This window comes from Dactylosporangium sp. CS-033363, from assembly GCF_050942475.1.
Taxonomy (GTDB): domain Bacteria; phylum Actinomycetota; class Actinomycetes; order Mycobacteriales; family Micromonosporaceae; genus Dactylosporangium.
Genome location: NZ_CP192032.1, coordinates 4433941 through 4459701 on the forward strand (window position 1 = coordinate 4433941; position 25761 = coordinate 4459701).

Below are 25761 nucleotides of genomic sequence, written 5' to 3' on the forward strand. Positions count from 1 at the left end.
GTGCTCACCCACAGGGGGCGAGGTCGGCGATCGCGGCCGGCACGTCGCGGCGGGAGCGGACACCGAGCTTGTCCAGCACCGCCGCGACGTGGTGGTCGACGGTCCGCACCGACAGCACCAGCCGGTCGGCGATCTCGGCGTTGGTCAGCCCGTCGCCGAGCAGGCACAGCACGGACAGCTGCCGGTCGGTCAGCCCGGCCGGGTTGGCCCGGGTCCGCGGGCGGGGGCCGCGCGGCACCCGGTCGCCGGCTTCGCGCAGGCGGGCCCGCATCCGGTCGGCCGCCGCGGTCGCGCCCAGGTCGTCCAGGAGCCGCAGCCCCTCGGCCACCGCGTCCGGGTCGCCGGTGCGGGCCAGGTCCAGCGCGCGCTCGTACGGGTCGCCGTAGGTCTGCCAGGCCTCGGCTCCGGCCGCGAAGTCGCCGCGCAGCCCGGCCGCGTAGGGCTCGGGGCCGCCGGGGAACGCCTCGGCGTCGGCCCCGGCCAGGGCCAGGTACCGCAGCACCTCGGCCCGGAACGGCGCGCTGCCCGGCCGGCGCAGGTGCGGCAGCAGCTCCGCGGCGACCCGTGCGGCCAGCGCCGGGTCGTCGTCCAGCCACGCCTGCTCCACGTACGCGGTGCCGACGTAGGCCAGGCCGATCAGCAGCCGCTGCCGCCGCGCCCGCTCCCAGGCCCTGGCCAGCGCCGGTCCCGCCGCGCCGTCGCCGCGCCGGGCCCGCAGCCGCAGCAGCCACGGCTCGCTGTACGCGAACAGCATGCCCGGATCGGCCACCCCCTCGACGAGGGCGTGCAGCTCCCGTTCGGCCCCGTCCCAGTCTCCCTGCCGCAGCAGCCGCAGGCACCGGTGGACCTCCAGGTTGTACGCGTGCGACCAGAATCCCCGCTCCCGGGCGAACGACAGTCCATCGTGGACACAGGCGTCGAGCTCGGCCAGCCGCCCCTCCCGGTACAACAGCTCGGCGAGGTTGGTCCAGCCCCGCGCGGCATACTCGTAGTGCGCGCCGGCCACCGCGTCGACGATGCTGGCCCGCACCTGGTCCGCGCCGTCCGGGTCGCCGCGCTCGGCCCGGACGCCGCCCAGGTAATTGCGGCACAGCGCGGCCAGCCCGCCGGCGCCGTGCGTGTCGGCGAGCCGGTGGGCCTGCTCCAACAGCGGCGCCGCGTCCTCGGCCCGGCCGGTCAGGGCGAGCACGACCCCGGAATACAGGCAGGCGTGGGCCAGGGCGGTCTCCCGGCGGCCGGCGTCGACGTCCCGCGCCGCCGGCCCGTCGAGGGTCGCGATCGCCTGGCGGGCGGTGCGCTCGGCCTCGTCGACATCGCCGGCCATGAACCGGTGCCGGGAGAGCCGGACCAGGCACAGGGCGTGCGCGACCGGGTCGCCGAGCCCCGCATAGAGCCGGGCGGCCTGGCTTCCGGCCCGCACCGCCTCGGCGAAGCGGTGGGCGTTGTAGAGCTCCCAGCCGTACTCGTCGAGCAGCCGGGCCTGCTCCGCCGGCGCGAACCGGCCGGCGTGCGGCAGGACCGCCGCGAAGCAGATGAGCGCCTGGCGGTGCGCCCCGGCCGCGGCGGCCTCCCGGGCGGCGGCCGGACCGGCGAGGATCAGGGTGCCGACGTCGCCCGCCTGCACGGCGTGGTGGATCAGCCGCGACCGCTCCGGCCGGTCCTCGGCCCGCAGCACCGCGACGACGGCCTGGTTCAGCCGCCGCCGGCGCAGCGCCGGCAGGTGCTGCTCGACGACCCGGCGGGTCAGCTCGTGCCGGAACGCCAGCCCCTCCGGGCGCACCTCGATCAGCCCGGCCAGCTCGGCCTCGGCGAGCACGTCGAGATCCGGCCCCAGCAGCGCGGCGGCCCGGTCGTGCCGCAGCAGCGACGGCACCACCGACACCTGGTCCAGCGCCGAGCGGCAGGCCGTACCGAGCCGCCGGTACCGCCCCAGCACCGCCTCGATGATGCTGGCCGGCAGGCCGTCGGGTCCGGTGCCGGCCGCGAGCGACTCGGTGACGAAGAACGGGTTCCCGCCGGTGGTGGCATGGATCGCCGCGCCGTCCCGGCCCGTGCCGGCGGCCAGCGTGGCCACGGCCGCCGGGGAGAGCGGTGCGAGCGGCAGGCGATGGACCGGGCAGCCGGTGAGCGCGCCGAGCAGCCGGTGCAGCGGCCCACTGGCCTCGTCCGCGGTGTCGCGGTACGTCAGCACCAGCACCACGGCGAGCCGCTCGACCCGGCGGGCGGCGTACAGGAGCAGGTCGAGGGTGGCGTCGTCGGCCCAGTGCACGTCCTCGACGACCAGGACCGCCGGCGCGCACCGGGTCAGCTCGTCGATGAGCGCCGGGAAGACCTGATCGGGCGGGGCGTCGTCGGCCAGCGCGGCGCTCAGCGGCCCGTCGCCGCCCTGGGCCAGGTCCCGCAGCGGCCCGAGGGTGCGCGGCGCCATCAGGTCGTCGCAGCCGGCCACCAGCACCCGGGCCGCCGGGGCGTCCCCGTGCACCCGGCGGACGAACGCGCGGGCCAGGCTGGTCTTGCCGATGCCGGCCTCACCGGTGAGCAGCACGACCGAGCCCCGCCCCGCAGCGGCGTCCCCGACCGCACCGAGCAGGACGCGCAGCTCGCGCTCCCGTTCGAGCAGGCCGTCCCCCATAGGAGTTCATGTCAGTCGATCCGGTCGCCGAGCGCAGTCGCCAATGGGACAGTCACGGCTGGATGAGCAGGCGGGCGTAGTTGGCCATGGACCGCTGGTACCGCGGCAGATGCGGCGCCAGCGCGGCCACGGCGACCGACACCGCCTCCCGCTCGCGCCCGCTGTCGGCCAGGCACAGCGCGAGGGTGGCGCTGATCGCGTCCCCGAGCCCGCGGGTGGCCTCGTCGAGCGTCGCCGGGTCGACCGCCCGCTCGGCCTCCAGCAGCCCGACGGCCCGCTCGACCTGCCCGATGTTGCGCAGCGAGCTGGACATCTGCACCACGGCCCGCCGCCGGCGGTACCCGGCAAGCCCGTGCTCGAGGGCCTGCTCGTACAGCGGCACCGCCCGGTCGGAATGCCCGGTCGAGTCCCAGGCGCAGGCCCGCTCGAACGCCGCGACCGGATCGCCCTCGGGCCGCTCCGCCGCCAGCCCGTCGATCAGCGCGCGGAACTCGTCCTCGCGGCCGTCGTACTCGTCGATCGCCGCCCACGCCGCCCCGACCCGCTGCTCCCAGTCACTCATGTGATCAAGACTGCCGGATACGCTCACGCGACCGACGACGGGGGCGGGCACCGGTGTTCAGGCCGGCGCCGGCGCAGCAGACCGGCCAGCATCGCCCCGGCCGCGGCCGCCGCGAGCAGGTTCACCGTCTCCGCCTCCCGATCGCGGTACGGCATCGGTACGACCACCGTGCGGGTGGGCGCGACCGAACCCTCCGGCTGCGGCAGCGCGGCGGCCGCCGGGCCGGTCGAGATCAGCAGGGCGGCGGCCGCGGTGGCGGTGCCGCACAGGGTGCGGTGGACAAGGCTGGCCATCGGGGGCGCTCCTCAACGACGGTTGGCGATACCGTCCAAGCGTCGCGGCGGAGGCCGTCCCCCGGCATCGGGAACGGCCTCCCCTGTTTCCGCGCGGAGCCCCCAGGTTTCGCCGACGCAACTTGACGGACAGTGAATCGCCCGCCCCCGCCGATCCAGTGCGCGTCAAGTGCGGCGCGACAGTCTCTCGATGTCGGCATCACCTCTCGATGCCGGCACCAGCCGAGAGACGCAGGAGTCGCAGTGAGCGAGACGCAACCGTTCCGCAGGATCGTGACCGGCCATGACCCCGCCGGCCGGGCGGTGATCACCCAGGACGCGCCGCCGACCCGCGCGGTCGAGATCGGCGGCCCGGGTGGCGCCATGTTCTACGAGGTGTGGCACACCGGCGAGACGCCGGCCCGCATCGACCGGGACTCGGGCGAGCCGGCGGAGGACGGCCTGGTGCTCGCGCCGCCCGCGCGGGGCACCCGCCTCCGCGTGATCGACTTCCCTCCGGAGGACGACCGGATCCGCAACCTGTCGGGGGCCGAGGCGGCGGGGACCTTCGCGCAGATGGGCGGGGCCGGCGCCGCTCGCGCCGGGGCCGGTGCGCCGCACCCGCTGATGCACCGCACGCAGACCGTCGACTACGGGATCGTCATCGACGGCGAGCTGACGCTCGTGCTCGAGGCCGGCGAGACCGTCCTGCACGCCGGGGACATCGTGATCCAGCGCGGCACCAGCCACGCGTGGGCGAACCGGTCGGCGAAGCCCTGCCGGGTCGCGTTCGTGCTCATCGACGGCCAGTACACCGACGGACTGTGAGGCGGACCGCCATGCGTATCCGACCCATCCCGCCGGACGAGCTCGGCCCGCAGCTGCGCGAGGTGCACGACGGCATCGCGAGCCTGGTCAAGGCGGAGCAGGACCGCGTCGTCATCCTTGACGACGACGGCGCGCTCGTCGGGCCGTTCGCCGCGATGCTGCACTTCCCGACGTTCGGGGTGCCCGCGCTGATGCTGCAGCGAGCGGTCGCGGCCGAGGCGCGCCTCGACCCGGTCGTCCGCGAGGTCGCCATCCTCACCGTCGGCGCCGCCTACGGCGCCCGCTACGTGCTGTACGCCCACGAGCAGACGGCCGACCAGGTCGGCCTCGCACCGGAGCACGTCGCGACCCTGGCGGCCGGCGGCCGTCCGCCGGGCCTGACCGCCGAGCAGGCCGTCGCCCACGACGTGGCGGCGGCGCTGACCGGCGGGCGGATTCTGCCCGGCTCGACGTACGAGCGCGCCGTCCGGCTGCTGGGCCACGACGGCGTCGGCGAGCTGGCGTTCCTGATCGGCAGCTACTGCCTCATCGCGGTGGCGGTCAACTGCTTCGACGTGCCGGTGCCCGACCGCGCGCCGAGCCACCCCTCCGGCTGAGAAGGACGACCGTGCATCAGCGTGCCCTCGAACGACCGCGCGTCACCGCGCCCATCCGCAGACCGTCGCTCGCGCTGCTCGCCCTCGCGCTGGGCACGTTCGCGATCGGGTCCGGCGAGTTCGGCAGCAACGGCATCATCCAGCTGTTCGCCGCGGATCTCGGCGTGCCGGTACCGGTCGCCACCTACGCCATCACCGCGTACGCGCTCGGGGTGGTCGTCGGTTCGCCGGCGATCACCCTGCTCGCCGCCCGGGTCAACCGGCGCACCCTGCTGCTCGGCCTGGTCGCGCTGTTCCTGACCGGCAACGGGCTGTCCGCGGTGGCACCCGGCATCGCCCAGCTGGTCGTGTTCCGGTTCCTCGCCGGCAGCGTCCAGGGCGCGTTCTTCGGCGCCGGGGCGGTCGTCGCCGCGTACGTGTACGGCCCCGGCCGGGGCGGCAAGGCGTTCGCCACCGTGATGAGCGGCCTGACCGTCGCCACCATCGTCGGGTCGCCGCTGGGGACGTTCGTCGGCCAGCACGCCGGCTGGCGCGCCATGTACTGGACCGTGGTCACGCTGGGCCTGCTGGCCGGCCTCGCCCTCGTCGCCTGGCTGCCGCGGACCGAGGACCTGCACGGCAGCTCCATCGCCGACGAGCTCGGGGCGCTGCGCCGGGGCAGCGTCTGGCTGATGTTCGCCGTCGCCGCGCTCGGCATCTCCAGCATCTTCGCCGTGTACACGTTCATCGGCCCGTTCGTCACCGACGCCGCGCGCCGGGACGCCGCCCTCATCCCGGTCGCCCTGGCCGTCTTCGGCATCGGGATGGCGGCCGGCAACCAGCTCGGCGGCCGGCTGGCCGACCGGTACGCGCACCGGGGCCTCGCCGGCGGCTATGCCGGGGTGCTGGTGCTCCTGGTCCTGATCGGCGTCGCCGGCGACGACCTGCTGGTCCTGCTGCCCTGCCTCTTCGGCGTCGGGGCGACCATGATGGCCGCGATCCCCACCATCCAGGTCCGGCTGACCGCGCTGGCGCCGGACGCCCCGACGCTGATGGGCGCCCTCAACCTCGCCGCCCTCAACCTCGCCAACGCCCTCGGCGCGATCGGCGGCGCGCTCACCATCGACGCGGGCTGGGGGCCCCTGTCCACCGTCTGGGCGGGCTTCGCCCTGACCGCCGGCGGCCTGCTGCTGTACACCGCAACCTTCTCGAGGAGACCGTGATGGGCACCGAGGACGCACCCAGGCCGGCGCGCGCGTTCCGGAGCCCGGCCGTGTGGCGGCTGCCGGTCATCATGATCGTGCTGCTCAGCGGGGCCCTGCCGGCGTGCTACCTCAGCGGCATCGCCGATCCGCAGGCGAACCTGCGCCGGCTGCCCGTCGCGCTGGTCGTCGAGCCGCAGCAGGCCTGCGCCGCCGGCACCGCCGCGCTCGACGGGGCCGCGGACTCGGTGGCCGCCACCGTGCGGGCCGGAACCGACGCCGAGCGGATCCGGATCATCGACATGGCTCCCGCCGAGATGTCCGAGGCGTTCCGCAACAACAGGATCTATGGCGCCGTCGTCATCCCCGCCGACTTCGACCGCACCCTGGGCACGTCCTGGCCGGCGGTGACGATCGTGAGCAACGCCGCCGCCGGGAACCTCGCGGCGAGCCTGGTCACCAGCGCCATGGCCCCGGTGCTCGCCACCGCGCAACGCAGCCTGGCGCAACGCACGCCCGCGATGCGGGAGCTCTTCAAGGTGCGCACCGCCCCGGACCGCGCCCTGCCGCCCAACTCGGGTGGCGGCCTGACCCCGTTCTATCTCGCCCTGCTGGCGATCCTGATCGGCTTCATCGGCGCGTCCACCATCCACCCCTCGCTCGACGCCGCGATCGGCTTCGCCCCCAGCGAGCTCGGGCCGCTGACCAGCCGCCGCCCGTACCGCCGGGCCGCCCGTACCACCACCCTGCTGGCCAAGGCGGCGGTCCTGCTGGCGGTCGCTCCCGTCGCGGCCGGGGTCCTGCAGCTGACCGCGGCCGTCGCGGTCGGCGTGCCGATCACCCACCCGCTCGGCATGTGGCTGCTGCTGACCGCCGCGATCGCCGCCGTCGGCGTCAGCGCGCTGTCGGTGTTCGCGGCCCTCGGCGGCCCGGGCGCACTGGTCAACACGTTCTTCTTCGTCGCGCTGTCGCTGGCCGCCGGACCGGCGATCCCGCCCGAGGCGCTGCCGGCCTGGCTGCGCACCGTCACCTCGATCACCGCGATGCCGCCGCTCCTCGACGGCGTGCGGGCCCTGATGTTCTTCGACGGCCGGGGCGCCGCCGGTCTCACCCGCGCCTGGCTGCACCTCGGCGCCGGCGCGGCGATCGGCCTCGGGCTGGGCGTGGCGGCCACCTGGTACTACGACCGCACGCCCCGCTTCTCCCGCCACCCCGAGGAGGGTTAGTCGGTGATCCCGAGCCCCCGCCGCCCGATCTCGTTCAGCTCCGACGGCTGGAACCGGTTCGCCCAGTCGCGCTCGTAGTGCTCGGCCGGGAAGTCGCTCGGGCTCTCGCCCTGCTCGAACGCCGAGCGCACCGACGCCGCGTAGACCTCGTTGCGGGGGCACCAGGGGGCGGCCGGGATGTACATGACGTTGCCCCAGCCCTTCTGGGCCTCGACCGGCGCCACGCTGTGGATCATGTCGCAGTGCCACCAGACGGAGTCGCCCGCCCTGACGTCGGGAATGCCGGACAGCGCCTCCATGAGCGGGGCGTGCCACTTGTGGCCGGCGGGGAAGACCTGGTTGACGGTCACGCCGCACATGTCGTCGTCGGGGACGTCGGTGAGCAGGGGGCGCAGCATGAGGTACGCCATCGCCTCGGGAATCGGCACGGTGTGCAGGACGCCCTGGTCGTGGTCCATGTCCGACAGCGCCGTCCAGCCCTGGAACGTGCGGAACGCCGAGCACATCGTCGAGCCCGGGTACTGCGGCCCGGACGTGCGGAAACTCGCGTCCCACGGGTCGTACTGCTCGACGCTGCCGTCGAACAGGTGCCGGAACGCCTGCTGGTAGGCCTGGGTCATCCACAGGTCGAGGGTGCCGGGGTCGAGGTGGGTGCCGAGGCCGGCCGAGTCGGCGCCCTCGGGCCGGCGGCGGATCCGGTCCGGGTACAGCGAGTCGCGATTCGGGTCGAACCACTGCGTGCCGTCCGACTCGTGCTTCCACCGGCCGTTGAGGAACGCCTGCACCCGGGCCATCCGCTCGCTCTGGCGGGCCTGCATCTGGGCCGGCGACCAGTAGATCGGGTAGATCTCGGGCTTGGAGCCGACGCTGCCGAAGAAGTCGTCGCCCGGGCCGCGGTACTGCTCGAAGAACTGGTTGCTCTCCACGTAGTCGACGATGTCGCGGTCCCACTGCAGGGCCTGATCGCGCTCGAAGTGCCCGCGCACGACGAGGCAGCCGCGGCGCTTGAGCAGGTCGAGCTGCTCCGCGGTCACCGTCCCGTTGGCGATGTCGGCGTAGTCGATCACCGGCCAGACCGGCTCGCCCCGGCGCCGCGCGGCCACGATGTCGTCGACGGCGGCCTGCACGCGCGCCTCGACAACCGCGAAAACCTCGTCGACGGTACGGCCTGAAGCCGCGATCCGTCCCCGCAGCGCCGCCTTGATCTCGCGGGTCGCGGCCTTGAGATCGGTGGGGGTCTGCTCCCAGTGTGGCAGCACCGTCGACACGGACACGGTGGAGGTCCTTTCTAGTCAGCTACCTTTACTTGTACTCAGACTAGGGTGGCCCCGCTTTCAAGGCAACCCCCTTGACTAGAATTGGCACATGGACCCCGACAAGCCGTTCCTGTCCCCGCTCGACCTGGTCCGCGCGGCGACCGACGAGCACGTCCTGCGCGCCCTGATGCGCCACCGCCGGCTCACCCGCGCCGAGCTGGCCACCGAGGCCGGCATCTCCAAGCCGACCGCGGGGGAGAGCGTCCGCCGCCTGACCGAGCGCGGCCTGGTCGCGGACACCGGCGAACGCACCCCGGGCGGCCGCGGCCGGGGCCGGGTCGGCTCGTACTACGCCCTGTCACCCACCGTCGGCACCGCCCTCGCGGTGGTGATCGCCCCGGAGGGCATCGTCGCCGAACGCGTGGACATCTACGGCGACACCGTGGCCCGTGCCGCCCGCCCGATCGATCGCCCGGCGAACCCGGCCCAGGTGGCGGCCGCGGTGAGCGAGGCGGCCAAGGAGTCCGCGGATCCCGGCCTGCCCCCCGTACGCCTGGCCATCGTCAGCGCCGCCGACCCCGTCGACCGCCGCACCGGCCGCCTGATCCAGCTTCCGGACTCCCCGTTCCTGGTCGGCGAGCTGGACCCGGTCGCCGTCCTGGCCCCCTTCACCGACGGCCAGGTGATCGTCGACAACGACGTGAACTGGGCCGCGCGAGCCGAACGCGCCCACACCGACCACCTGGACAACTTCGCCTACCTGTACCTCGGCGAGGGCCTGGGCTGCGCCATCGTCAGCGACGGCGAGGTCCGCCGCGGCGGCACCGGCCTCACCGGCGAGATCGCCCACCTGCTCACCGAGGGCCCCGACGGCCGCGCCACCCACCTCATCGACGTGTTCGGGAGCCTGGGCCTGCGCCGCCCCGGCTCGACCGCGATCGACGTCGACCGCCTCCTGGCCCGCCCGGAGGACCACGAGACCCTCGCCACGGCGGTGTGCGGCGCGATCGCGGCCGTGGTGGCACTCGCCGACCCGCAGGAGATCGTCATCGGCGGCTCCTGGGGCCCGGCCCTGACCGCCCCGATCCGCACCGCCGCCGCCCGCCTGCCCCGCACCGTGCCGATCCGCCCGGCGGCCCTCACCGACCAGCCGATCCACACCGGCGTACGCCACGAGGCCCTCACCCGCCTCCGCGCCCTCGTGACGACCCCGGCCTCCGTCAGCGGGCGGTGAGCGGCAGGCGCGCCGGCGGCGGCAGCTTCGCCGGTGCCGGCGTGGCCCGGAACGACTGCAGCATCAACGCCGCCAGCCGCCGCGACGCCGCCGCCCGGGCCGCCTCCGAATCGGCGCGGATCCCGTCGTTGGCCATGAGCGCCAGCACCACATCCTCGAACACGAAGTCCCGCCGCAGATCCCCGGAGCGCTTGGCGCGCCGGATGAGGTGGAGCAGCAGCCGTACCGTGCGATCCCGATCCGCCGCGAAATAGTCCTGCCCGCGCGAGGTGAACGCCCGCGCAAAGCCCCGATCCCGCGCGTGCAGCGCCATCAGCTTCTCGATCACCAGCCGGAAACCGTCCCACGGATCGGCGGCCGCCAGCCCCTCCTCGACGATCGACGAGCACAGCGCCATCGGCTCGGCGAACGCGGTGGCGAGCAGCGCCTCCTTGGTCGGGAAGTGCCGGTACACCGTCGCCGGCCCCACCCCCGCCCGCCGCGCCAGCTCGCGCATCGGCACCTCGAGCCCCTCGGCGGCGAACGCGGCCCGCGCCACGGCCAGGATGCGCGCCCGGTTGTCGCGCGCGTCGGAGCGCTGCCTCGGTTCGCCCGTCACCGCTCTCACTTTAGCCAACCGGACGGGGTGTTCCGTTACGTTGCGAACCATGCGAGCACTGCAGTTCACCGAGTTCGACACGGCCGGCCGGCGTCATGCACGTCGCTGACGTCCCCGAGCCGCACGCCGGCCCCGGCGAGATCCGCATCGCCGTGCGAGCCTCGGGCCTCTCGGCCGGCGAAACGCTGATCCGGTCCGGCGCTCTCAAGAACCAGATCCAGATCCCGCTGCCGTACCGCACGGGCTTCGACGCCGCCGGCACCGTCGACGAGCTGGGTCCCGGCGTCAGCGGCGTTGACATCGGCGATGACGTCTTCGGCTGGGTGGCGATGAGCCGCCGCGGCGCCAACGCGGACTTCGCGGTGCTCGTGGCCTGGGCCCCCAAGCCGGCCGCGTGGAGCTGGCCCGAGGCGGGCGGCGCCGCCGGTACCGTCGAAACGGGCACCCGCGTGCTCGACCGCCTCGCGCTCGAAGCGGGCCGGACCGTCCTCGTCAACGGCGCGTCCGGCGGCGTCGGCACGGTCGCCGTCCAGCTCGCCGTCGCCCGCGGCCTCAACGTCATCGCCACGGCGAGCGAGCGCAACCACGACCTGCTGCGCTCGCTGGGCGCCACCCCGACCACGTACGGCCCGGGCCTGCCCGACCGCGTGAGCGGCGTCGACGCCGTGTTCGACTGCGCCGGCGGGACGCTGCCCGACCTGATCGCCATCGCCGGCGACCCGTCCCGCGTGGTCACCATCGCCGACCTCACCGCGGCCCGGCACGGCGTCCACCTTTCGAGCGGCCTCGGCGACGCACTGGCGGTACGAGCGCTGGGTCTGGCGGTTGAGCTGGCGGACCAGGGCCGGCTGCGGGTGCCGGTTGAGGCCGTTTTCCCGCTTTCGGAGGCGCCCGCCGCCCACGCCTTGAGCGAGTCGCGCCGGGCCCGCGGAAAGATCGTGTTCGTCTAGGCCCTGTTCGGCCGCCCGGTCGCCGGCTCCTGCGCCCGGCCTAGGACTGCGCGAGGGCGCAGACGACGGCGCCGGCGACGAGCCAGGTCGAAAGCGCCGCGACGGTACCGGCAACGAGTCCATTGTGGACACGCCGTGCGACGAGCGCGGTGACCGGGACGGCAATGAAGAACGAGGCCACCATCGCGGGGATGACGAACGCGAAGCCGAGCATCGTCGCCGTACCGCGGGGACTGGAGCAGCCGAACCCCGCGCACTCGGCGGGGTACACATCGGACAGCGTCTGCAGGTAGATCACGAACGCGGCGACGAGCAGCGCGTGCCACCCGGCCACCCCGAGCACCCCACGCCCGAACGCGTCCGCCATGGATCGACGATACTCAGGATCTTCGCCCCTGTGTGCCCCGCACGGCGGCGGGGAGGTCGGAAGCATGGCCCGCTCGACCTGGCCGGCGCGCGCCGGCGAATCGCGGACCGGCGCGACGCGGCGCCGAGGTTGCGGCAGCGGATCGCGGCCGGCCGATGGGTGGACGACACCGGGTTCCGGATCGAGCGACACGTGACGGCGGCGGCGGTCGATGCGCCCGGCGCCGGTTGTCAGGGTGCCGTGGGTGCAGGTGCCGGTCGGCTCCGGGAGGGATGGCGGGTCCAGGGCGGCGATGGTGGACGGGAGCTCCAAACGAGGCCGGGAATGGCACGAGGAGTAATAACACCCGGGATCGGGGGAAGGGCAGGGGCTATGCACAGGTACGCGGCGTACGTGACCGAGCTCATCGGAGCGTTCTTCCTGATGTTCACCGTCGGCCTGAGCGTGCTGACCGGCTCGTCCCTCGCCCCGTTGGCGATCGGGGCGGTGCTCATGGTGATGGTGTACGCGGGCGCCCACGTGTCCGGCGGGCACTACAACCCGTCGCTCACGCTGGCCGTGCTCGTGCGGCACAAGCTGGGGCGGCCCGATGCCATTGCCTACTGGGTGGCGCAGATCGTCGGGGGCATCCTCGGGGCGCTGGTCGCGCAGTGGGTGGCGAACCCGGGGGCGGTGGCGGCGTTCGAGCCGGACGGCCGCCGGCTCGTGTCCGCGCTGGTGGTGGAGCTGTTGTTCACGTTCGCGCTGGCGTACGTGATGCTCAACGTGGCCACCAGCCGCAGCAACCCCAACAACTCGTTCTACGGCCTGGCGATCGGGTTCACCGTGGTCGCCGGGGCGGTCGTGGCCGGGAGCATCTCCGGGGCGGCGTTCAACCCCGCGGTGACGCTGGGGCTGACCGCGATCGGAGCGCTGCCGTGGTACCTCGCGGCGCTGTACCTCATCGTGCAGCTCGTCGCCGGTTTCGCGGCGGCCGCGGCATTCCTGGCGCTCAACCCCGACGAGGCGCCGGTGCGGCAGGAGGAGCGGGAAACGGTGCGGGCGGACAGTTCCGCGCCGTAGTGCAGTGGAAGTAGCAACAGCACGAGGAGGACGACATGATCGGGACACTCCTGTGGGCGGTCATCGGTGGCGCCATTCTCGGCGTCCTCGCCCGGCTGATTCTGCCCGGGAAGCAGAACATCTCCGTGGTGGCCACCGTCGTGGTCGGCATCATCGCCGCGCTGATCGGCGGCCTGATCGCCACCTGGCTCGGGGTCGGCAAGACGAACGGCATCGACTGGATCCGCCACGCGATCCAGATCGTGCTGGCCGTCATCGGGGTCTGGGCCGCGGCCGAGATCACCAGCCGGCACGGGCGTTCACACGGCACCGGTACCGGCACCCCGGCCAGATAGCGGCACCTCCGCCGGCGCGGAATCCAACGAGGGCGAGGGCTCGGCGACCGGTTCCGGCGCGACCGTCGAGCCCAGCACGCTCAGCAGCGCCGGGGCGAGCAGCGAGCGCACCACGAACGCGTCGATGAGCACGCCCACCGACAGCGCGAACGCGAGCTCCCGGAACGGGCGCAGCGGCACGATGAGCAGCAGCCCGAAGCTCACCGCGAGGGTGAACGCCGCGGTGCGGATGGCCCGCGCCGAGTGCGGCAGCGTCAGCGCGAGGGCCTCGCGCAACGGGCGGGTGCGGGCCTCGCGCCAGGCCGGTCCGATGCCGAAGATGTTGTAGTCGGATCCGAGGGCGACCAGCAGTACCGCCGCGGCAAACGGCACGTAGAACGTGAGCCCGTCGGCGCCGAGGCGGTCCTGGAACAGCCACGTGGTCAGCCCGAGCGTCGCCCCGATGGCCAGCACGCTGCACACCAGCAGGCCGATCGGCGCGACGAGGGCCCGCAGGAACAGCATCAGGAACAGCAGGTTGGCCAGCAGCGCGGCGATGGCGATGCGGCCGAGGTCGTGGGTGGTCTGCTCGACGATGACCCGGGCCACCGCGGTGTCGCCGCCGAGGCTGGCCTGGGTGCCGTCGAGGCCGGCCGCCGACAGCAGGCCCGGCAGGTCGTCGTGCAGGCGGTCGAGGGTCTGCACCGCGGTCGCGCCGAGCGGCTCGTCGCTGAGGATGAGCAGGTACCTGGCGGCCGTACCGTCGGAGGAACGGAACACGTCGTAACCCTCCGGCAGGCCCTGGGTCGTCGGGCCGAGGACCGCGGCGACACCCGGCCGGTGGGCGAGCGCCTCCTGCAGCTTCGTCAGCTCGGCCTGCCGCCCGGCGACCGCATTGCCCTCCAGGAGCAATTCCGTCGGCGAGAGGATTCCGTCGGCGAACCCGGTCTCGGCGGCGGTGGCGGCGGCCCGCGCCGGGCGGTCGGGCGGCAGGGCCTCGACGAACGAGACGCCGAGCTTGATGTGCTGCAGGGGCAGCGCGGCCACGATTAATCCAGCGGTACACACGAGGAGCACCGGCAGGGCGAACCAGCGCCGGGTCAGCAGTCGCGCCCACCACCGCCCGCCGGCCGGCGCGCTGACCGGTGTCTGCTCGGCCACCCGGCGGCGCAACGGCGACCAGAACGCGGCCGCGCCGAGAATTCCCAACAGGGCGGGGACGAGCGTGACGGCGACCAGCACGCCGATGAGGATCGCGAGGGCCATGCCGGGGCCGAACGCGCGGAACGCGGGGGAGCCGGCCACGATCAGCGCCCCGGTGCCGGCGGCCGCGGTCAGCCCGGCGGTGAGGATGATCGGGGTGAACCGGGCGGTGGCGTGCCGGGCCGCGTCGAGCCGCGAGTCGCCGGCGGCCAGGGACCGTCTGACCGCGGACAAATAGAACACCACATAGTCGGTGACCACGCCGAGCAACAGCGCGACGAGCAGCGGCTGTGTCTCCTGCGGCACCGGTACCCCGAGCTTCAGCGCTAACGCCCCGCCCACGTGCAGGGTCAGCAGGGTGGCGACGCCGGCCACGACGAGCGCGACCAGCGGGGCGATGAACGAGCGGAACGCGAAGGCGACGATCAGGAACACGGCGGCCACGGTGATGATCTCCAGCCGCGACACCGACGAGGTGACGATCCGCGCCTGTTCGACCCTGGCCGGCACCGAGCCGGTGATGCCCACGACGGCGTCGCCCTCGCCGTAGTGCGCGGCGACGAACCGCTCGGCCGCCTTGACCTGCCCCGCGAACGTGACGTCGGGGTCGGTGAACAGCAGCGTGACGATCGTCGTGCCGTCCTCGGCCGAGCCCGGGAACAGCCCGAGGGTGTTCATCACCGGGACGGCCGCGCGGATCGGGCCGGTGTCGCCGTAGGTCCCGTCGCTCACGTCCTGCGCCCGCCGCACGGCCTCCTCCTGCGTGGCACGGGAGAGTCCGTTCGGGTCGCGCTGGACCACGGCGACCCGGCTGAGCAGCGGAAACCCGAACTTGTCGAACGAGCGCAACTCACTGCGGACGGCGGGGTTGTCGGCGGAGACGAGCTGCTCGAGGTCGCTGCCGCCCTGGCCGACCGCCGGGAGGTACACGACGGAGGCGATCGCGGCCGCGGCCCACCCGGCGACGACGATCCAGCGCAGGCCCACGACGAGGGCGGCGTACGCGCGCGGCAACAGACTCGGCCGCCACCTGCTGCTCGTTTCCATGCCCGGCGTGATGCCCAGCTCCGGGTACCGGAAAACGAACGTCACTCTGTTGCCTTGACGTCCATCGATATCGATGATTGTCTCACGGCATGGTCACCACCAGAACGATGCTCGTCTCCGCGTTCGCCGCCCTGCTCCTCGGGCTCACGGCGGCGCCGGCGGCGGCCGCACCGGGGCCGGACAACACCTGGCCCGCCAACCTGTCGATCCTGTCCGACGACGACGTCAACGTCACCTGGACGGGCGGGGCGCTGCGCATCGCCGACCCGTCCGAGGTACCCGACGGGCAGCGCGCCCCGATCGTGTCCGGCATGCTGCTGCTCGCCCCGCACACCCTCGCCACGCCGGCCAACCTGGTGCGCGCGTTCACGACGAGCGCGACGACGGGGGTGGACGTCGAGTACCGGGGTCAGGGCCCGGACGGCACGTGGACGGAGTGGACCCCGGCCGGCACCGCGCTCGCCGCCGACGTCCCGGCCGTGCAGGCCCGGATCGTGCTCACCGGCGCTTCGGCCGCAATCAGCGCCGTCGTCCTGGTCGCCTCCGCGGGCCCGGCGGCACCGGCCCGGCTCGCGGCGGTCGGCAACGTGTACCGGGTGTATGCGACGCGGGAGGGGCTTGTCGGCGGTACCACGGCGAACGGACACGTCATCGTGAGCCGGGACCACTTCGTCGCGCTGCCGTCGCGCCGCGGCCTGGCGCCCAAGGGGACCGGGGACTACACCGTGCGGGTCTGCACGACGAGCGGGTCGCGGTGCGAGTTCGCGCCGGTGTGGGACGTCGGGCCGTGGAACACCACCGACGACTACTGGAACCCGGCCGCGACCCGGCAGTCGTGGAAGGATCTGCCGCAGGGCCGGCCGGAGGCGCAGGCGGCCTACCAGAGCGGGTACAACGGCGGGAAGGACCAGTTCGGGCGGGCCGTCGGCAACCCCGCGGGCATCGACCTCGGCGACGGCGTCTTCTGGGACGGGCTGCTGCTGACCGACAACTCGTGGGTCGACGTGGCGTACCTGTGGACGGGCAGCGGCGTGCGCGGTGTCGTCGGCAGCGGGCCGCTGAACATCCGGGCCGGCGCGGGGACGTCCTTCGCCAGCAAGGGCTTCGCGGCGACCTACGCGCAGGTGCCGATCGAGTGCTGGGTGACCGGGCAATCGGTTGCCGGGCCGTACGGGACGACGACGCGGTGGGATCGGATCGGCAGCGGGCAGTACATCAGCCACAGCTACGTCTCGAAGACCACCGGCGGGACCGCGCCCGCCTGCTGAGGTTTTCGCTGGTCGCTACGGCACCGGGTCGTGCGTTCCGCGGGGCGTCGAGGCGTTGCAGCGCTTGATGCGGGCGGCGGTCAGGCGCGAACCCACGACCAGGCCGTAGCGGCGGACGGCTTCCAGCCCGTAGTTGCTGCACGATGGCGTCTGCCGGCAACGCGTCGGCAAATGCGGGGAAAGCCAGCGTTGGTACCCCCTGATCGCCGCCATCCCCGCCCGCCCCGGGCCACTCGCGTCGCGGCGCGGGGCCCGGGACGGAGCGGCGATCGCCATCAGGCCGAGCAGCGAGCCCAGCATGAACGGATTGCAGTCACAGCCGTCGCAGCCGTCGCACCCGATGTCACAGCCCGGATCGCAGCCGCTGAACCAGTCCAGGTCGGACCACCAGCGCCGCCGGTTCCCCGGGGCGGCCTCCTCCGCATCCACGCCCGCCATTGTGCGGAGGGGCCGCAACGTTGATCAAGACTGTTGTCGGTCTTTCGTCACGCGGTTGCCGGTTCGCTACGAGCGTTGCCTTCGTTTTCCGGGACCGCGAAGCCCTGGCTCCCCGGCGTCCTGGCGGCGTGGAGCAGACCGGCCGCGCCGAGCAGGAACAGCAGACCGGCGGCGAGATAGGCCACGAGCGCGGCCTGCCCGGCCTTGGCCCCGAACTCGCTGAACCCGTACGAGGTCAGCAGCAGCCCGCGCAGCGTCTCGCCCTTGAACACCGTCTCCCGCGCGGTGTTGGTGTCCGTGAGCTGCTTCTGCAGGTCGGCGACGGCGGCGGTGTCGTTGCTCTTCTGCGCGTCGGCGAGCTTGGTCTTGAGCTCGGTCTGCACGTCGCCGAGCTGCGCGTAGGTCTTGCCGCCGGCGATCGACTTGAGGTGCAGCCCGATGAACTCGTTGGCGTAGCACTCGGCCTGCTTGCCGGAGTTGAGCGGCTTCCCGGCGTACTCGACCAGGCACGCGGACTCCTTCTCCTCCGCCGTCAGCGTGTCGGCGGTCTTGAAGGTGATCTGCTGCTGCCCGAGCTGGTCCTTGACATAGTCGTTGGCAAAGTTGGCGTTGCTGGTCAGCACGATGCCGGCGACGAGCAACAGCCCGGCCAGCAGCACGAGGCCGGCTCCGACGATGAGGTCGAGCGTCTTGCGTCTCATGGTTGCCCTCCCTGGGGCTGGGGGTTCGCCTCCAGGTTGCGTCCCGCGCGGGGCCGCCTTGCAGAGTCGGAGAACCCGCGTCGGGAGGACCTCCGGCCCGGGTCTATCGGGACGCGACACCGAATCGGACGACGGCGGCGGGATGGCCGGCCCCACGCGGCAGGCGGCGGACCAGCGCCGGCGGCACAGTCGCTGAGCGTTCGGTGACGGCGTCGGTGACCAGCCCTTCGGCGGCCGCGTGCAGGAGTACCGCCGAGATCGCCTCGCCGGTGGCCAGCCAGTTGCGGGGACCGGTGCCGGCCGTCGTGATGACCGCCCATCCCTCCGGCCGCGGACGCCGTGCGCCCGGATGCACCGCGAGCGGAAACAGCCCGGCCCCGGCGGCCGCTGCCGCTCGCCGGAGGAGGCGAAGCTGCTCCTCCGGGACCGGGTCGCGGCCGATCGGCCGGCGATCGCTGCCGCGCACCGCGATGGCTCGGCCCAGCCGCTGTGCGTGCTCGTCCAGCGGGATTTCGCCCGTGTGGCGCAGGCGGGCGAGCCGGGAAGGGCCGCCTGGTAGGCGTACCACCTCGATCCCCACCCCCGCGGCGGCCAGCGCCACGGTCGCATGGTGCAGCGCCGCCCCGCAGCTGATGGTCAGCAACCGACCGTCGGGATCGGGGTCGGCCAGCAGGTCGGCCCACCCCTCCTCGATGCGCCAGCGCCACGGTTGGGGGTCGAGCACCGACGGGGCGGCGAGCGCGGCGAGGGCGGCCCGGGTCAGCGTCCGGCCCGTCCGTGCGGCGCCGGCGCGGTCGACGAGGTGGATGGCGGGCATGGCGGGCTCCTCGGGGCGAGTTTCGCTGGCGATCCTTCGACGTTGCCGCACGGCGTACCGTCGCGATCAGAGCCTTTGGTCCCGCCTCGCCGGGCCGTGCGGCATCGACCAAGCCCAGCCTTGCCTTCGTTGCGGGAAAGGCTTTCGCGGTCGTACCGTCGCTGGTGGGCAGGTGATTCGCAATGACCAACGTGGTGCCGCTCGGGCCCGTGGCCACCCCGCATCCGGGCGAGCCGCACACCGCCGGTGGCCTCTCCGGCCGCCTCAACCAGCTGCGCGCCGGCGTCCTCGGCGCGAACGACGGCATCGTGTCGACGGCCGCCCTCGTCGTCGGTGTGGCCGCGACCACAGCGTCGACGGGAGCCATCCTCGCCGCGGGCATGGCCGGCGCGGTGGCGGGCGCGGTGTCGATGGCGCTGGGCGAGTACGTGTCGGTCAGCACCCAGCGCGACACCGAGCGCTCGCTGCTGGCCTACGAGCGCCTGGAGCTCGAACAGTTCCCGGAGCGCGAGCTGGAGGAGCTCACCGCCCTGTACGAGGCGAAGGGGCTCACCCCCCGCACCGCCCGCCAGGTCGCGCTGGAGCTCACCGCCAAGGACGCCTTCGCCGCCCACGCCGACGCCGAGCTGCACATCGACCCCGACGCCCTGACCAGCCCCTGGCAGGCCGCGGTGGCCTCGGCCATCTCGTTCGCCCTGGGCGCCGCGCTGCCGTTGCTCGCGATCCTGCTGCCCCCGCCGGGCACCCGCATCCCGATCGCCTTCGTGGCCGTGGTCCTGGCCCTGACGGTCACGGGCGCGGTGAGTGCCCGCCTCGGCTCAGCGGGCGTCGTACGCGCCGTCTCCCGCCTCGTCGCCGGTGGCGCCCTGGCGATGGCGGTCACGTTCGGCATCGGCCAACTCGTGTCCACGCTCGCCGGCTGACCGGTGTGTGACAGCGGGCTGCGATCGTGGGACCGTGGCTTTCGACGACGGCGGTGACCTGAGGTGGACGCGGCCTCGTCGCCGGTGGCGCCCTGGCGATGGCGGTCACGTTCGGCATCGGTCAGGTCGTGTCCACGCTTGTCGGCTGACCGGTGCGTGACAGCGGCTGCGATCGTGGGACCGTGGCTTTCGACGACGCCGGTGACCTGAAGTGGACGCGGCCGCTCACCTACAGCGTGGCGGCCCTGTCCATGCTGGTCGGCGCCGCGGCCGTGCTGCTGCGTCACGAGCTCGGGCCCGACGCCGCGATGAGGGTCGGCGTGCTGGGCGCGGTCGGGCTGTTCGTCGCCACGTCGGGGCGGCTGATCACGCTGTACCGCGCCCGCTGGCACACCATCACGGCGCCGCCCGCCGTGAGCGTCCGGGTGCGCCGCGGGCGGGTCGTCATCCGGCGGTGGCCCGCCGACACGCTGCTGGCGTTCGCCGCGGTCGCGCCGTTCGCTCCGCTCGCGTTGTGGTTGGGCGTGCCGCCGCTGTTCTGGGCCTTCTTCGGGCCGATCCTCGTCGCGTTCGGGCTGCCGAGTTTCGCCTCGCGTGTCGTCGTCGGGCCCACGGAGGTCGTGGTGGCGTCGACGTTCGCGGTGACCGTGGTCCCGCGCGGTCTCGTCGAGGGCGTGACCGGGACCGGGCGCGGCCGGCTCAAGCTGCAGCTCGCCGGGCACCCGCCGGTCGAGATCGGGGTCGGCGTGCACGGCATGGCGATGCGCAGCTGGGACTACCGCGGTGCGGAATTGAAGACCGCCGGCCGCATCTGGTCCGCGCTCGACTCGGTGCCGGCCGTGCCGTCATCCGTCGCCGCGGTGCGCAAACGCCGGCGGTGGTTGCTCGTCGCGGTGTGCGTGCTCGCGGCGGCCGACTTCCTCACGCTCGCCGTGCTCGTCATGGCCGGCGTCATAGGGCAGTGACGGTGCGGGTCTCCGTGTCGTAGCTGCGCGCCGCGACGAACTGGCCGTGCGCGTCCGGCACGTCCGCCAGCAACGCCAGGGCCGCGGCACGCACGGGCGGCGGAACGTTCAGGGCGAGCGAGATGTGCGGCACCCAGTCGCCGCCGGGCCGCAGCGCCAGCAGCTCCGCCGTCGGCGTGACCGATCGGACCAACGCCCGCCCCAGGAGCCGGACCGGGCCCAGGTGGGCCGCGACCGGCAGGGTCAGCGGCGGCAGCGAAGCGAGCGTGGGCAGGGTGTGCAGCGTCAGATGCGGCCGGTTCGTCGGGTGGCGGTGCGTGGCCAGGCTCGGCAGCCCCGCCGCCAGCAGCCGGTCCCACAGCGCCCGGATCCCGGAATCCAACACGGGATCCGGCAACAGTTCGACGGTGTGCATTGTTAGAACGCGTAACGGATTCTGCAGTACGGGATGTGCTTGGCGATCAGATCCCGCAAGGCCGACACGTAGCCGCCCTTGGCGCCGGTTCGGTAGCGGACGTTCCAGAAGCCGTTCTCCGAGCGCTTCGCCTGTTGCAGGTCCGGGCGCCACAGCAGGTCCTCGGCCTTCGGGTGCCAGCCGAGGTTCACCTGGTGCAGGTCGCGGTTGTGGGTCAGGAAGATGACTTCGGCGGCCAGCTGGGACTTGGCGGCGGGGCCGAGGCCGGCGTCCAGTTGGTCCAGCAGCTCGGCCCAATCCAACAGCCAGCCGTCGCGGACCACGACGGGGCTGAAGTTGACGTGTACCTCATACCCGGCCGCGACGAAGTCGTCGATGGCCGCGATGCGCGAAGCGATCGGGGAGGTGCGGATGTCGAGGAGCTTCGCGTCGGCGGCGGGCATGAGGGAGAACCGGATGCGGGTGTGGCCGCGCGGGTTCCAGGTCAGCAGGTCGCGGTTGACGTGCTTGGTGGCGAACGAGGCCTTCGCGTTGGGCAGGGTGCCGAACAGGTCGACCAGGTCCTGGACGTTGTCGCTGACGCGGGCGTCGAGGCTGCAGTCCGAATTCTCGCCGATGTCGTAGACCCAGAGGTCGGGGTCGCACTCGTTCGGGGCCGGCTTGGGGCCCTGGCGGCCAGCGTGGCGGCGGACGTAGCCGGCGATCTTGTCGATGTTCGCGAAGACCGTGATCGGGTTGCTGTACCCCTTGTGGCGGGGCACGTAGCAGTAGGCACACGCCATCGCGCAGCCGTTGGCGGCCGAGGGGGCGATGAAGTCCGCCGAGCGGCCGTTCGGGCGGGCGGTCAGCGACTTCTTGACGCCGAGGACGAGGGCGCCGCGCTTGATGCGGACCCAGCGGGCGACGTTGGTCTCGTCGCCGTACAACTCGGGGATGCGGTTGTGGCTCTCGACCTCGACCCGTTCGGCGTCGGGGAAGCGGTCCAGCACCGCCCGCCCCCGGGGCAGGTCGGCCGCCGCGGGTTCCACGTAGATGCGGCGGATGTCGAGCAGCGCGGAGTCCATGAGCGAGGACCAGCCTACATGTCGAGCACCACGTCGGCCTGCGGGCGCGCGCAGCAGATCAGGACGGTACCCACGGTGGGCTCCTCCAACGGCTGCGGCGAATATCCAACGCGACCGGACAGCAACGGGGTCACGCACGTGTGGCAGACGCCCGTGCGGCAGCTCCAGCGGGTCGGCACGTCGCAGGCGTCGGCGAGGTCCAGGATGCTGCCGGAGCCGGGGATCGGGGCGGCGATGCCGCTGCGCGCGAACGTGACCAGCGGGCCGGAACCTGGCTCGCCTGGAGGCGGGTGCGGCGGGCGGGACGGGACGTGGGTCAGGCCGGGGTTGATGGCCGCGTGGGCGGCGAAGAGTTCGGTGCGGACCCGGCTCACGCCGGCCGCGGCGAGGGCGGTCCGCATGTCGGCCATGAACGCGTCCGGGCCGCAGACGTACGCGGTCGCGTCGGCGGGCAGCCGTAAATCCGTCAGCCGTTGGGCGGTGAGGCGGCCGGTCGAGGCGCTGTAGAAAATGTGCTCGTGCGCGTCGGGCAGCCCGGCCAGCAGCGCGCGGGCCTCGGCGGCGAGCGGGTGCTCGGCCGGCGTGCGGGCGCCGTGAATCCACCACACCGGGCGCGCGCTGCGGCGGGCGGCGAGCTGGTGCAGCATCGCCAGGACCGGGGTCAGGCCGATGCCTGCGGAAAGCAACAACACCGCCGTCGTACCGTCCTCGAGCACGAACTCCCCGCGCGGCGCGGCGGTGTCCAGCTCGGCGCCGGGGCGCAGGGCCGTCGTCAGGAACCCGCTCGCGGCGCCGTGCGGCTCGTGCTTGACGGTGATCCGGTACGTGTCCTCGCCGGGCGTCGCCGACAGGGAGTAGCTGCGCACCGGGCCGGCGTCGGGGAGGCGGAGCGTGAGGTACTGGCCGGGCAGCGCGGCCGGGAGCGCCTTGCCGGACGGGTCGGCGAGGCGGATCGAGGCGACCGTCGCCGTCTCCGGCGTCACGTCGACCACGCGCAGCGGCTGGAATCCGTCCCAGGCCGGGCCGGGCGCGCTCGCCGCGGCCAGCATGTCGCGGAACGAGCCCTGCCAGCCGGGGCTCAGCGCGGGAATATCCAACGCGACCCGGAGGCGGGCCGGGTCGTGGCCCGGCAAATACAACAGCGCATCGGTCTCGGCCACCGACAGCGCGCCCGGCCCCTGCCGGGTGCGCACGATCGGGTCGCCCGCGCGCACGCGGCCCTCGCGCACGACGCGCATGTAGAAGCCGGGGCGGTGGTGGGCGACGAGCAGCGCCGGCAGCTCGGGCACGCCCATCCGCAGCCCGACCCGGTAGCACGTGACGCGGGGCTGGGTGACCTCGAACTCGGCCTCGCCGATGCGGTACCGGTCGCCGATGCACACCTCGTCGTCGGGCAGCCCGTCGACGGTGAGGTTCTCGCCGAACTGGCCGTGCTCGCCGGGCCCGGCGCGGCCGAGGTGCCGCTGCCAATAGCGATAGGAATCCAACTGGTACACAAGGACGGCGCGCTGCTCGCCGCCGTGCCCGGCCAGGTCGCCCTGCCCGTCGCCGTCGAGGTTGAGGTGGCGCGCCATGACCGGGCCGGAGACCGGGCGCTTCCACACGCCCGTGTACACGGTCCGCCCCTGCCACGCCACCTCCTTCGGCCGCCCGACGTTGACGGAGACGAGAGACGGCATGGCCGAAGCATCCCATCGCCGCGGGCGCCTGTCGTCATCCCTTTCCGGTGAGGGTCGCGCTTTCCGGGGAGGGTCGCGCTGCCCGGCGAGAATGAACGCCGGACATCGGTTCGGACAGCACCCGGTTCCGGGCGGGGCCCGGCGCCCGGCAGTGGATCTACCATCCTGGCTCATGGGGGAGCCGCCGGTATTCGACGAGAACTGGGTGAAGGCCGCGCAGTACACGGAGACGGACCGCCGCCCGCGCCCGGTCGGACCGCAGCCGTGGCGGAACTGGACCCCGCCGCCGCCCCCGCGCCCGCGCCGGATGCCCGCGGCGCTGGCCATCCTCGGCGTGCTCGCGCTCCTCGTGCTGGTCTCGTTCGAACTGCGCAACAGCCGATCAACGCCTGAGGCCGCGCCGCCGTCGGCGTCCGCTTCAGGACCGGTGGCTTCCGACTCCGGGCCGGTGGTCGCCGAGCCGGCGCAGGCGGCCTCGAATCCAACGCCGGTTGAGGCGCCGACGGCGGCCGGGCAAACGCTTTCCTGGAAGCCGGCCACCGAGATGCCCGATGGTCCGGACCCGAACGATCCCAAGGTCTTCGCGTCGCTCAAGGTCGGCACGTGCATCGCGCAGGCCGCGAACCTGCGCACGGCCGCGGTCGTACCGTGCTCAGGCCCCCACACCGACGAGGTCGACCTCGTCCGCGACCTGACGGCGGAGTTCCCGACCACGCCGGACTACCGCCAGATCGACCGGCTCAACACCGCGCTCTGCCCCGGGGCGGTGCGCGACTGGACGGGTGGCCGCGACGGGCGGTACACCTCGGGCTATCTCTGGCAGTTCCAGAACGGCGTCCCCGGGCAGGCGGTGCGCGGGTTCGTGTGCACCGCCCAGCTCTCCGGGCACGGCCCCTTCACGGGCACCCTGCACCACGCCGCCGCCTGAAACGGGCCGTGTCACCGCGCTGCGTGAAACGGGCCGTGTCACCGCGCTGCGTGAAGCGGGCCGTGTCACCGCGCCGCCGCGTGAAGCGGTCGTCTCACCGCGCCGCCGCGTGAAGCGGTCGTCTCACCGCGCCGCCGTGTGAAGCGGTCGTCTCACCGCGCCGCCGTGTGAAGCGGTCGTCTCACCGCGCCGCCGTGTGAAGCGGTCGTCTCACCACGCCGCCGCGTGAAGCGGTCGTCTCACCACGCCGCCGCGTGAAGCAGGTCGTGTCACCGCGCCGCTGCGTGAAGCGGGCCGTGTCACCAAGCCGCCGCGTGAAGCAGGTCGTCGAAGATCGAAGCCGCCGCCTGTACCAGTGACAGGTGGCCCTCCTCCGCCAGCAGCCGCGCCCGCGCGCCCGGGATGTGGGCCGCGAGCCAGGCGCCGTGCGCGGGCGGGACCATGCGATCCTGGCCGCCCTGCCACACGTCGACCGGCACGGTGATCGAGGACACGTCGAAGCCCCAGGGCCGGACCATCGCGAGGTCGTCGTCGCGCCAGCCGGCGGTACCGGTGGAGACGGCCGAGCGGAAGCCCGCCGCCACGGCCTCCGCGAACTCGCCGGTGAGCGCCGCCACGTCGACCGGCGGGACGAGGCCGCCCAGCGCCGCCGCCACCTCGGTGCCGGTCACCGCGGCGAGCTCGGTGGCCGCGCCGGCGAGCCACGGGGCGAGCGCCTCCGGCCCGGCGACGGCCGCGCCGAACTCCTCCACGTTCTCCGGTCCCATGCCGGCCAGCCAGTCCAGTCCCTCGGCGTCGAACGGCGCCACCCCGGCCAGGCTCGCGGCCGCCGCGCACCGCTCGGGCAGCAGCGCGGCGCAGGCGAGGGCGTGCGGGCCGCCGCCGGACTGCCCGAGCGTGACGAACCGGTCGTAGCCGAGCCGGTCGAGCACGGCGGCCACGTCCCCGGCGACGTCGCCCACGGTCCGCCCGGGCCGCGGCGTGGAGTTCGCATAGCCGGGGCGGCCGCAGATCAACGTCCGCAGTCCGCGCGCTGCCGCGGGTCTTGTCAGCGTCGGTACGTCGTGCGGCCCCGACGGCGTCCCCAGGTGCAGCACCAGGGGTCGCCCGTCCTCCGGCCCGACCGTCAGCACTTCGAGTTCGCGCCCGTCCGCCAGTGCGATCAGCATGCGCACATGGTCCTGCGTCACACTCGCCGCGTCCATGTCACTTGATGACATCACCGTGCTAACGTG

At 73.7% G+C, this 25761-nt stretch carries 25 protein-coding genes and 1 pseudogene; 12 read left to right on the plus strand and 14 right to left on the minus strand.

Going from position 1 to position 25761, the window contains the following annotated elements:
• Positions 1–4: 4 nt before the first annotated feature.
• From ACQPZ4_RS20400 to ACQPZ4_RS20410, 3 genes are read right to left on the minus strand one after another with little or no spacing between them, the layout of a single operon-like run.
• A complete protein-coding gene (locus tag ACQPZ4_RS20400; protein WP_433063375.1) occupies positions 5–2632 on the minus strand; it encodes an ATP-binding protein in 2628 nt (875 codons plus the stop codon).
• Between the two features lie 52 nt (positions 2633–2684).
• A complete protein-coding gene (locus tag ACQPZ4_RS20405; RefSeq protein ID WP_433063377.1) occupies positions 2685–3194 on the minus strand; it encodes a tetratricopeptide repeat protein in 510 nt (169 codons plus the stop codon).
• Positions 3195–3217: 23 nt separating this feature from the next.
• Positions 3218–3487: a hypothetical protein gene (locus ACQPZ4_RS20410; protein ID WP_433063380.1), complete on the minus strand. Its 270-nt coding sequence runs from the start codon at positions 3485–3487 to the stop codon at positions 3218–3220.
• Between the two features lie 243 nt (positions 3488–3730).
• On the opposite strand from ACQPZ4_RS20410, the gene ACQPZ4_RS20415 reads away from it, so the two are divergent.
• From ACQPZ4_RS20415 to ACQPZ4_RS20430, 4 genes are read left to right on the plus strand one after another with little or no spacing between them, the layout of a single operon-like run.
• Complete coding sequence (locus ACQPZ4_RS20415; protein ID WP_433063383.1) at positions 3731–4294, plus strand: cupin domain-containing protein; 564 nt, start codon at positions 3731–3733, stop codon at positions 4292–4294.
• Positions 4295–4305: 11 nt separating this feature from the next.
• On the plus strand, positions 4306–4890 hold the full coding sequence (locus ACQPZ4_RS20420) for a carboxymuconolactone decarboxylase family protein (RefSeq protein ID WP_433063386.1): 585 nt from the start codon (positions 4306–4308) through the stop codon (positions 4888–4890).
• 11 nt (positions 4891–4901) lie between these two features.
• On the plus strand, positions 4902–6092 hold the full coding sequence (locus ACQPZ4_RS20425; protein ID WP_433063389.1) for an MFS transporter: 1191 nt from the start codon (positions 4902–4904) through the stop codon (positions 6090–6092).
• Positions 6092–7297 (plus strand): ABC transporter permease, encoded by a 1206-nt coding sequence (locus tag ACQPZ4_RS20430; protein ID WP_433063392.1) that lies wholly within the window; start codon positions 6092–6094, stop codon positions 7295–7297. The genes ACQPZ4_RS20425 and ACQPZ4_RS20430 overlap by 1 nt, the downstream gene beginning before the upstream one ends.
• On the opposite strand, the gene ACQPZ4_RS20435 is transcribed toward ACQPZ4_RS20430, so the two are convergent.
• The gene (locus tag ACQPZ4_RS20435) at positions 7294–8571 is read right to left on the minus strand and encodes a DUF1479 domain-containing protein (RefSeq protein ID WP_433063395.1); all 1278 of its coding nucleotides are present in this window, start codon (positions 8569–8571) and stop codon (positions 7294–7296) included. The two genes, ACQPZ4_RS20430 and ACQPZ4_RS20435, sit on opposite strands and share 4 nt — an antisense overlap.
• A 91-nt stretch (positions 8572–8662) precedes the next feature.
• On the opposite strand from ACQPZ4_RS20435, the gene ACQPZ4_RS20440 reads away from it, so the two are divergent.
• Entirely contained in the window at positions 8663–9787 is a 1125-nt protein-coding gene (locus ACQPZ4_RS20440) for an ROK family transcriptional regulator (protein ID WP_433063398.1), read from the plus strand.
• Here ACQPZ4_RS20440 and ACQPZ4_RS20445 read toward each other — a convergent pair.
• Entirely contained in the window at positions 9774–10385 is a 612-nt protein-coding gene (locus tag ACQPZ4_RS20445; protein WP_433063400.1) for a TetR/AcrR family transcriptional regulator, read from the minus strand. The two genes, ACQPZ4_RS20440 and ACQPZ4_RS20445, sit on opposite strands and share 14 nt — an antisense overlap.
• Positions 10386–10434: 49 nt before the next feature.
• Here ACQPZ4_RS20445 and ACQPZ4_RS20450 point away from each other — a divergent pair.
• Positions 10435–11335 (plus strand): annotated as a pseudogene (locus ACQPZ4_RS20450) (NADP-dependent oxidoreductase).
• Between the two features lie 40 nt (positions 11336–11375).
• On the opposite strand, the gene ACQPZ4_RS20455 reads toward ACQPZ4_RS20450, so the two are convergent.
• Positions 11376–11702 carry a hypothetical protein gene (locus tag ACQPZ4_RS20455; protein ID WP_433063403.1) on the minus strand — a complete coding sequence of 109 codons (327 nt, stop codon included), beginning with the start codon at positions 11700–11702 and terminating at the stop codon, positions 11376–11378.
• Between the two features lie 372 nt (positions 11703–12074).
• On the opposite strand from ACQPZ4_RS20455, the gene ACQPZ4_RS20460 reads away from it, so the two are divergent.
• Both ACQPZ4_RS20460 and ACQPZ4_RS20465 read left to right on the plus strand, forming a co-directional pair.
• A complete protein-coding gene (locus ACQPZ4_RS20460) occupies positions 12075–12764 on the plus strand; it encodes an MIP/aquaporin family protein (RefSeq protein WP_433063406.1) in 690 nt (229 codons plus the stop codon).
• A gap of 35 nt (positions 12765–12799) precedes the next feature.
• Positions 12800–13099 (plus strand): GlsB/YeaQ/YmgE family stress response membrane protein, encoded by a 300-nt coding sequence (locus ACQPZ4_RS20465; protein WP_433063408.1) that lies wholly within the window; start codon positions 12800–12802, stop codon positions 13097–13099.
• On the opposite strand, the gene ACQPZ4_RS20470 is transcribed toward ACQPZ4_RS20465, so the two are convergent.
• On the minus strand, positions 13064–15373 hold the full coding sequence (locus tag ACQPZ4_RS20470) for an MMPL family transporter (RefSeq protein WP_433063411.1): 2310 nt from the start codon (positions 15371–15373) through the stop codon (positions 13064–13066). The two genes, ACQPZ4_RS20465 and ACQPZ4_RS20470, sit on opposite strands and share 36 nt — an antisense overlap.
• A gap of 44 nt (positions 15374–15417) precedes the next feature.
• On the opposite strand from ACQPZ4_RS20470, the gene ACQPZ4_RS20475 reads away from it, so the two are divergent.
• The gene (locus ACQPZ4_RS20475; RefSeq protein ID WP_433063413.1) at positions 15418–16596 is read left to right on the plus strand and encodes a hypothetical protein; all 1179 of its coding nucleotides are present in this window, start codon (positions 15418–15420) and stop codon (positions 16594–16596) included.
• Between the two features lie 15 nt (positions 16597–16611).
• Here the strand turns inward: ACQPZ4_RS20475 and yidD are convergent, their stop codons facing one another.
• The 3 genes from yidD to ACQPZ4_RS20490 all read right to left on the minus strand — a co-directional run bounded on the left by yidD (position 16612) and on the right by ACQPZ4_RS20490 (position 18552).
• Positions 16612–17025: a membrane protein insertion efficiency factor YidD gene (gene yidD, locus ACQPZ4_RS20480; protein WP_433063416.1), complete on the minus strand. Its 414-nt coding sequence runs from the start codon at positions 17023–17025 to the stop codon at positions 16612–16614.
• A 56-nt stretch (positions 17026–17081) separates the two neighbouring features.
• Positions 17082–17735: a hypothetical protein gene (locus tag ACQPZ4_RS20485; protein WP_433063419.1), complete on the minus strand. Its 654-nt coding sequence runs from the start codon at positions 17733–17735 to the stop codon at positions 17082–17084.
• Between the two features lie 103 nt (positions 17736–17838).
• The gene (locus ACQPZ4_RS20490; RefSeq protein ID WP_433063421.1) at positions 17839–18552 is read right to left on the minus strand and encodes a hypothetical protein; all 714 of its coding nucleotides are present in this window, start codon (positions 18550–18552) and stop codon (positions 17839–17841) included.
• Between the two features lie 182 nt (positions 18553–18734).
• Between ACQPZ4_RS20490 and ACQPZ4_RS20495 the strand changes: the two genes are divergently transcribed.
• Together ACQPZ4_RS20495 and ACQPZ4_RS20500 are read left to right on the plus strand one after the other, a co-directional pair.
• Entirely contained in the window at positions 18735–19475 is a 741-nt protein-coding gene (locus tag ACQPZ4_RS20495) for a VIT1/CCC1 transporter family protein (RefSeq protein WP_433063424.1), read from the plus strand.
• 182 nt (positions 19476–19657) lie between these two features.
• Positions 19658–20440 carry a hypothetical protein gene (locus tag ACQPZ4_RS20500; RefSeq protein WP_433063426.1) on the plus strand — a complete coding sequence of 261 codons (783 nt, stop codon included), beginning with the start codon at positions 19658–19660 and terminating at the stop codon, positions 20438–20440.
• Here ACQPZ4_RS20500 and ACQPZ4_RS20505 read toward each other — a convergent pair.
• The 3 genes from ACQPZ4_RS20505 to ACQPZ4_RS20515 are packed head-to-tail and all read right to left on the minus strand — an operon-like array spanning position 20427 to position 23598.
• Positions 20427–20837: a 2'-5' RNA ligase family protein gene (locus ACQPZ4_RS20505; RefSeq protein WP_433063429.1), complete on the minus strand. Its 411-nt coding sequence runs from the start codon at positions 20835–20837 to the stop codon at positions 20427–20429. The genes ACQPZ4_RS20500 and ACQPZ4_RS20505 overlap by 14 nt on opposite strands.
• Before the next feature lie 20 nt (positions 20838–20857).
• Positions 20858–21919, minus strand: coding sequence for a spore photoproduct lyase family protein (locus tag ACQPZ4_RS20510; protein ID WP_433063432.1), 1062 nt, complete (start codon positions 21917–21919; stop codon positions 20858–20860).
• Between the two features lie 14 nt (positions 21920–21933).
• On the minus strand, positions 21934–23598 hold the full coding sequence (locus ACQPZ4_RS20515; RefSeq protein ID WP_433063435.1) for an MOSC domain-containing protein: 1665 nt from the start codon (positions 23596–23598) through the stop codon (positions 21934–21936).
• A 172-nt stretch (positions 23599–23770) separates the two neighbouring features.
• On the opposite strand from ACQPZ4_RS20515, the gene ACQPZ4_RS20520 reads away from it, so the two are divergent.
• Entirely contained in the window at positions 23771–24526 is a 756-nt protein-coding gene (locus ACQPZ4_RS20520; RefSeq protein WP_433063438.1) for a septum formation family protein, read from the plus strand.
• A 299-nt stretch (positions 24527–24825) separates the two neighbouring features.
• On the opposite strand, the gene ACQPZ4_RS20525 is transcribed toward ACQPZ4_RS20520, so the two are convergent.
• Positions 24826–25695 (minus strand): alpha/beta fold hydrolase, encoded by an 870-nt coding sequence (locus tag ACQPZ4_RS20525; protein WP_433063440.1) that lies wholly within the window; start codon positions 25693–25695, stop codon positions 24826–24828.
• Between the last annotated feature and the right edge of the window lie 66 nt (positions 25696–25761).

What these genes read in the sequence shown, in the direction of transcription:
- ACQPZ4_RS20400 (WP_433063375.1), bottom strand. Translation starts at nt 2,632, where the DNA reads ATGGGGGACGGCCTGCTCGAACGGGAGCGCGAGCTGCGCGTCCTGCTC.
- ACQPZ4_RS20405 (WP_433063377.1), bottom strand. Translation starts at nt 3,194, where the DNA reads ATGAGTGACTGGGAGCAGCGGGTCGGGGCGGCGTGGGCGGCGATCGAC.
- ACQPZ4_RS20410 (WP_433063380.1), bottom strand. Translation starts at nt 3,487, where the DNA reads ATGGCCAGCCTTGTCCACCGCACCCTGTGCGGCACCGCCACCGCGGCC.
- ACQPZ4_RS20420 (WP_433063386.1), top strand. Translation starts at nt 4,306, where the DNA reads ATGCGTATCCGACCCATCCCGCCGGACGAGCTCGGCCCGCAGCTGCGC.
- ACQPZ4_RS20430 (WP_433063392.1), top strand. Translation starts at nt 6,092, where the DNA reads ATGGGCACCGAGGACGCACCCAGGCCGGCGCGCGCGTTCCGGAGCCCG.
- ACQPZ4_RS20440 (WP_433063398.1), top strand. Translation starts at nt 8,663, where the DNA reads ATGGACCCCGACAAGCCGTTCCTGTCCCCGCTCGACCTGGTCCGCGCG.
- ACQPZ4_RS20455 (WP_433063403.1), bottom strand. Translation starts at nt 11,702, where the DNA reads ATGGCGGACGCGTTCGGGCGTGGGGTGCTCGGGGTGGCCGGGTGGCAC.
- ACQPZ4_RS20460 (WP_433063406.1), top strand. Translation starts at nt 12,075, where the DNA reads ATGCACAGGTACGCGGCGTACGTGACCGAGCTCATCGGAGCGTTCTTC.
- ACQPZ4_RS20465 (WP_433063408.1), top strand. Translation starts at nt 12,800, where the DNA reads ATGATCGGGACACTCCTGTGGGCGGTCATCGGTGGCGCCATTCTCGGC.
- ACQPZ4_RS20475 (WP_433063413.1), top strand. Translation starts at nt 15,418, where the DNA reads ATGGTCACCACCAGAACGATGCTCGTCTCCGCGTTCGCCGCCCTGCTC.
- ACQPZ4_RS20485 (WP_433063419.1), bottom strand. Translation starts at nt 17,735, where the DNA reads ATGAGACGCAAGACGCTCGACCTCATCGTCGGAGCCGGCCTCGTGCTG.
- ACQPZ4_RS20490 (WP_433063421.1), bottom strand. Translation starts at nt 18,552, where the DNA reads ATGCCCGCCATCCACCTCGTCGACCGCGCCGGCGCCGCACGGACGGGC.
- ACQPZ4_RS20495 (WP_433063424.1), top strand. Translation starts at nt 18,735, where the DNA reads ATGACCAACGTGGTGCCGCTCGGGCCCGTGGCCACCCCGCATCCGGGC.
- ACQPZ4_RS20510 (WP_433063432.1), bottom strand. Translation starts at nt 21,919, where the DNA reads ATGGACTCCGCGCTGCTCGACATCCGCCGCATCTACGTGGAACCCGCG.
- ACQPZ4_RS20515 (WP_433063435.1), bottom strand. Translation starts at nt 23,598, where the DNA reads ATGCCGTCTCTCGTCTCCGTCAACGTCGGGCGGCCGAAGGAGGTGGCG.
- ACQPZ4_RS20520 (WP_433063438.1), top strand. Translation starts at nt 23,771, where the DNA reads ATGGGGGAGCCGCCGGTATTCGACGAGAACTGGGTGAAGGCCGCGCAG.
- ACQPZ4_RS20525 (WP_433063440.1), bottom strand. Translation starts at nt 25,695, where the DNA reads ATGCTGATCGCACTGGCGGACGGGCGCGAACTCGAAGTGCTGACGGTC.